The organism is Lentibacillus kapialis, assembly GCF_014646635.1.
GTDB lineage: Bacteria > Bacillota > Bacilli > Bacillales > Amphibacillaceae > Lentibacillus > Lentibacillus kapialis.
This window is the reverse complement of the sequence record NZ_BMNQ01000101.1, coordinates 1-4,542: the sequence shown is the minus strand read 5'-3', so window position 1 is coordinate 4,542 and position 4,542 is coordinate 1. Positions and strand designations below refer to the sequence as shown.

Sequence of the window (4,542 nt, the reverse complement as noted above, 5' to 3'; positions counted from 1 at the left end):
CCTTATAAAGCGCTTTTCGGTCCGTCAGCTGATTGATCATGATGGCCGCAATACGGGTGCCTACCGACACATGACAAACGTCTTTTTTGACAGGGGATAGGTGATCAATCCGGTCGATCAGCCCCAGCTTTTCAATTAACTGCCGAATAACTGGCGCAGCCCCCACCCGACATACTTGAAAGTCGGGAATCTGTGGCATTGGCTTGTTCAATGGCATCACCTCATTAAACTACTTGTACCCTAACCATTCGATATGTCATGGGGGAAATCCTGCAAAAAAGATTTTTGGTTTTCAAATGGGGCGCGGAATGTGGGTTATAAGCGCTCCGATAATTGAAGATCCGCTTTAAATTTGGTTTATAATAAACAAAGTCATTCATCTCCGTCAAAACCCAGATGAACAGAATCCGCAATTTTTTCATAACCAATTTCTCTGTAAATTTTATTCGATGTCGGATTCATAATATCTGTATACAGTACGCAAAAGTCATAGTCTTTGAGTAGTTCCCTTGATATAGCTGCTACAAGCGACCTGGCATATCCTTTCCTTCGTTCTTCCTTTGGCGTAAAAACCAAACTAACAGTTACACCATTCTTTGTAGGACGTGACTTCTTCATCATAGATACAATTTTTCCTTTATCCTCCCAAACAAAAACCTCTCGTTGCTTTAGAAACATCGCAACACGTTCTTGCACGTGTTCAATTGGCGAAATAGGCATTCCAGCATCACTTTCAAATAAGTTGAACCACTTCTCAATAAGTGAAGAATCACTCTCTTTTGCATAGCTCCAAGTACCGGAACTGTGATCAAGTATTTCATATACCTTATTTAATCGATAGACCCCTTGATCCATAAGTAGTCGATGGGTCATACCTGATTTATTTTCCCATTTCGGCACGACTTTGTATGCCCAAGGTTTCAAACTAATGATCGAATTAAAGTGAATTTCAAGTTCAACCATATTTTTTATGAATACATCCATTATTTCCTCTAAACGAGTTTCATCGGCAAAAATTAGATTTAATGGGTGCGGAGGTGTCATTTGGAATAGAGCCAATACCTTTCCATTCTCCTCAATTGTTGCCATAAATGGGTTTTCATACTTACCAGCTTTAATCGCTTGCAGTACTCCCAAAAAGAGACTGAATATATCTTCCTTTTCTAATAAAATTGGCTCTACCTTTCTTTCAAATTCTGTAGCGTTATCATAAACCTTAAATTTCATTTTCAATACCCCCCATTCCCACAGATAAAGTCTATAACAACGACCAAGATCCTTTCCGCAAAATCGCCCGAATTCACCAATATGGCGTGATTCGTTGTTCCAGAAAGGCGCCCGTTTGCTTAAGAGTGTCATAGGCTTCACCGATGTTCCAAGCAAGCCAGTAATTTAATAAGGCTCCGAATTTAATTGGTTGATGATTTGAGGTATTTCTTCCAAATCATCAACTATAAAATCGGCTTTCACATTACCCCATTGATCACCTTTTTTCCAAATAGTCTTCATTCCAATACTTTGTGCAGCCTTCACATCTTTTTCAGGATGATCTCCTACAAAAATACTTTCCTTGGCAGACACATCAAGCTTTTCTAATGCTGCTTTAAAAATCTTAGGATCAGGCTTTTTTATACCTTCCCACTCAGATATAAGAATAGTATCGGTGTATTTATTAATATCCAAAGCCTTAATATTGTCCATTTGGAACTGTCCTTTTCCATTCGTAATCATCCCGATTTGGATGTTATTTCTTTTTAATTCCTCTAACATACTAATAAGATTTGAGAAAGGCACACAATTCTCTTTAAAGTAACTGAGATAATCTTGAAGTAATTCTTCCCATGTAATTTCTTCAATGCCAAACTCATTAATTAACTGTTTATATACCTTGTCTTTCCAGACATATCCACGATTATCAAGTTCAATAAACCGTTTTATGTATTTATCTTTAGGAATATGGAGTAACCATTCACTTAATCGCTTGTACTGTTGTTCTATAAATATTTTTAATGACTCATCCCGATTTAATAAAGTACCGTCTAAATCAAATACAACTGCCTTAAGAATGATAATTCCTCCCTAAAGTCTGCTTGTAATACATAAGATTTACTACCCATATAACTGCTTTCCAGCATAGTGACAATTATTTCAAATCCCTGTTATTTTCACAATAAGTTAATCTATAATTTTTGGCCACATACAGAGGGAAAACGCCCACTTATTCCAGAAGTGCGCCCTATTCCGGAAGATGATTGTTCGATAAAAGCGCCCATTATTGAAGTATCCTCCAATCTTTTATAATTGAATATTTTCAAAAAGAAAGACGGTCAAAATTAGTGTAGATAAGCTTCCAGCTGACATTAGAGTTATTAGTTTTCTTTTCTCCTTATTTTCTTTAGAAGGTTTTATAAGTTCTTGTGATACCAAAATCCATATAACTATAGATACTATAGCGATTATAACAATACTTGTAGACACGCTGAATCCCCCCTTAGTTTTGAATTCATCTATCACATATTCTTTTAACCCTAAACTTTACTTAACCAGATTAAAATGAAGTGATAACCTTTTTATTACAGAATTGCGCCCGTTTGCGGCATAGTCTTAAACTTATATTATCTGATAGTTATATTGAAGCTGGGATGCTCCATCATTGTGGGAAAACCTACGTTAGTACTTTGTAATCAAGCAATAAATTTATCAGAAGGTAGCAAGGTTAATTCTTCAATAGAAATATCTTCATTCCTTTCGAGATACCACTTTACCAAGTAATATCCCAAAGAATAGCCTCCCCAAAAAGGTAAACCCTCTTCTTCATTTCCAAACATATATAAATCTGTAATTTGCCCTTTATCAAATAAATGCTCTTTATATGTGCTTTCCCATAATGCTTTAGCTTGGTATTCTGTTAGAGCATCTTTGTATGGTCCTAGATAAACATCCCCTAGTTTTATTCTTACAAAGTGTTCTGCTAAACCTTCCAAAATCAATCGATCAAGTAAAGTCTGGCTCTCTTCATCCATATCCAAAGCACTAATACGCCAGTGATGATGATATTCGTGAGTAATAACAGATTTCAGTGTTGTACGGATATTATTTTCTGGGAGAACTGCAAAACACATCCTACTATCCCAATCCGTAAAGGCAGAAACTCCACCAAGTTTTTTCTTAACAAAATCATCATTTTCATCTAGTATGAACAACTCAAATTGGATGGATCTATTAGAAGGGAATTGCTTTTGTAAAAGTTCTAGTTCCTTTTTAATAAAATATTCATAAGCAAGCGTACGCATCTTGATTAATTGTAATTCAAGTGAGTCAATATTATTATCCAAGCTAAACATCCCGAAGAACAACAATGTTTCTAATTCTTCTTTTGAGATTTCAAAAATATCAATGAATAACTCTTCTCTACTTTTCTGAGGATTTAATTTGACTGTCTCAATAAACCGCTTAGTATGGTCAAGTCTAGGAACTATTTCAACCGTTGATTTGGTATTACTGATAACTACCCACCCCTGTCATCTCAAATATGAATATGTTTTTTCCACTAACTCCATCAATTCTGATGAACGCCTTTTTGCCCGTTTATTTAATAAAGACAAAGTGATCATCGGGCCCCCAGACGTATTTATCATCCGCAACATACCCACGCAACCACAACACGTCATTGATTCTCCTGAGATAGAAGCCTTTCGGAAATTCGACGTCATCGGTCAGTGTCCCTGATGCTATTGTAATGGAGCCATAGGGAGCCTGATATTTTCGGGCTGGCTTTTCCAAATAACCTTCAGGCTGATCCCGATACTCTAATCTTAAATAAGGGCCTAGTTCAAGCGGACACAATGCTAGGTCGAGCTGCATTGCCCTTGTAAACAATTGACTTGTAGTAGCTCCTTCTGGCAAGCCAAGGTCACGGACAGTTAGCTCAACGGTCTTTAAACTATATGTCTTATCGGTGGTTGTAAAGCGATCATCGGCGAATAATTTCTTTCCAAGCTCATTCATCATAATAGAGTGCTGTTGCATCTTCTGAAAAAGTTGCGACTTCGTAAGACCACCCACCACAACTGTTCTATCGATGGTTTGGCAAGCAGGGTATATCTTCTCGTTTTCGATCACTAATTGTATCCCCCTTTATTTCGTTAAATGGCCCTACTTATGAACAAATTTATTCTGCAACTGCGCCCTTTTCTGGAACAAACGTTATAAAGTTTATTGGACGTCCTTATCCTCATCTTTAAGATCTTTGCTTACCTCTTGCTGCCATTGCTTATCTCTGTCTTTAATTTCTTCCACTTGTTTCTGCAATGACTTATTAATAAAACCATAGATACTAAAAAATAAACCTGCGACCACAAAAACAATGCTTAATATATACGGAACCCATCCATAGATTTCATTTAAAACAGTCACAACTCGAGTTTCGCACCCCACATACCAAGGGATTCGGGGTGTTTATTAATGCCTGAAACCCTTGTATGACAGTGCTTTTGTCGAAATTCCATTTTCGCCCTCTAAGCGACATTATCGCCGTCAAAT

Annotated in this window: 7 protein-coding genes; all 7 read right to left on the bottom strand. The window is 36.9% G+C overall.

Translation table 11 applies throughout. The features are described 5' to 3' along the window. On the bottom strand, positions 1–211 hold a 211-nt coding region (locus tag IEW67_RS17525), incomplete at its 3' end, for a DUF4277 domain-containing protein (protein ID WP_188634366.1). Between the two features lie 161 nt (positions 212–372). Continuing rightward, positions 373–1,227, bottom strand: coding sequence for a GNAT family N-acetyltransferase (locus IEW67_RS17520; protein WP_188634365.1), 855 nt, complete (start codon positions 1,225–1,227; stop codon positions 373–375). Between the two features lie 165 nt (positions 1,228–1,392). Then, complete coding sequence (locus IEW67_RS17515) at positions 1,393–2,067, bottom strand: HAD family hydrolase (RefSeq protein WP_188634369.1); 675 nt, start codon at positions 2,065–2,067, stop codon at positions 1,393–1,395. A gap of 228 nt (positions 2,068–2,295) precedes the next feature. Then, a complete protein-coding gene (locus tag IEW67_RS17510) occupies positions 2,296–2,478 on the bottom strand; it encodes a hypothetical protein (protein ID WP_188634364.1) in 183 nt (60 codons plus the stop codon). 206 nt (positions 2,479–2,684) lie between these two features. Next, on the bottom strand, positions 2,685–3,344 hold the full coding sequence (locus IEW67_RS17505; protein ID WP_229671946.1) for a DUF2268 domain-containing putative Zn-dependent protease: 660 nt from the start codon (positions 3,342–3,344) through the stop codon (positions 2,685–2,687). Positions 3,345–3,588: 244 nt separating this feature from the next. Then, the gene (locus IEW67_RS17500; RefSeq protein ID WP_373288590.1) at positions 3,589–4,122 is read right to left on the bottom strand and encodes a helicase; all 534 of its coding nucleotides are present in this window, start codon (positions 4,120–4,122) and stop codon (positions 3,589–3,591) included. Positions 4,123–4,215: 93 nt separating this feature from the next. Further along, on the bottom strand, positions 4,216–4,416 hold the full coding sequence (locus IEW67_RS17495; RefSeq protein ID WP_188634363.1) for a hypothetical protein: 201 nt from the start codon (positions 4,414–4,416) through the stop codon (positions 4,216–4,218). Positions 4,417–4,542: the final 126 nt, after the last annotated feature.

Excerpts from the sequence above, each read along its gene's own strand:
- IEW67_RS17520 (WP_188634365.1), bottom strand. The coding sequence starts at position 1,227 with ATGAAATTTAAGGTTTATGATAACGCTACAGAATTTGAAAGAAAGGTA.
- IEW67_RS17505 (WP_229671946.1), bottom strand. The coding sequence starts at position 3,344 with ATGTTTAGCTTGGATAATAATATTGACTCACTTGAATTACAATTAATC.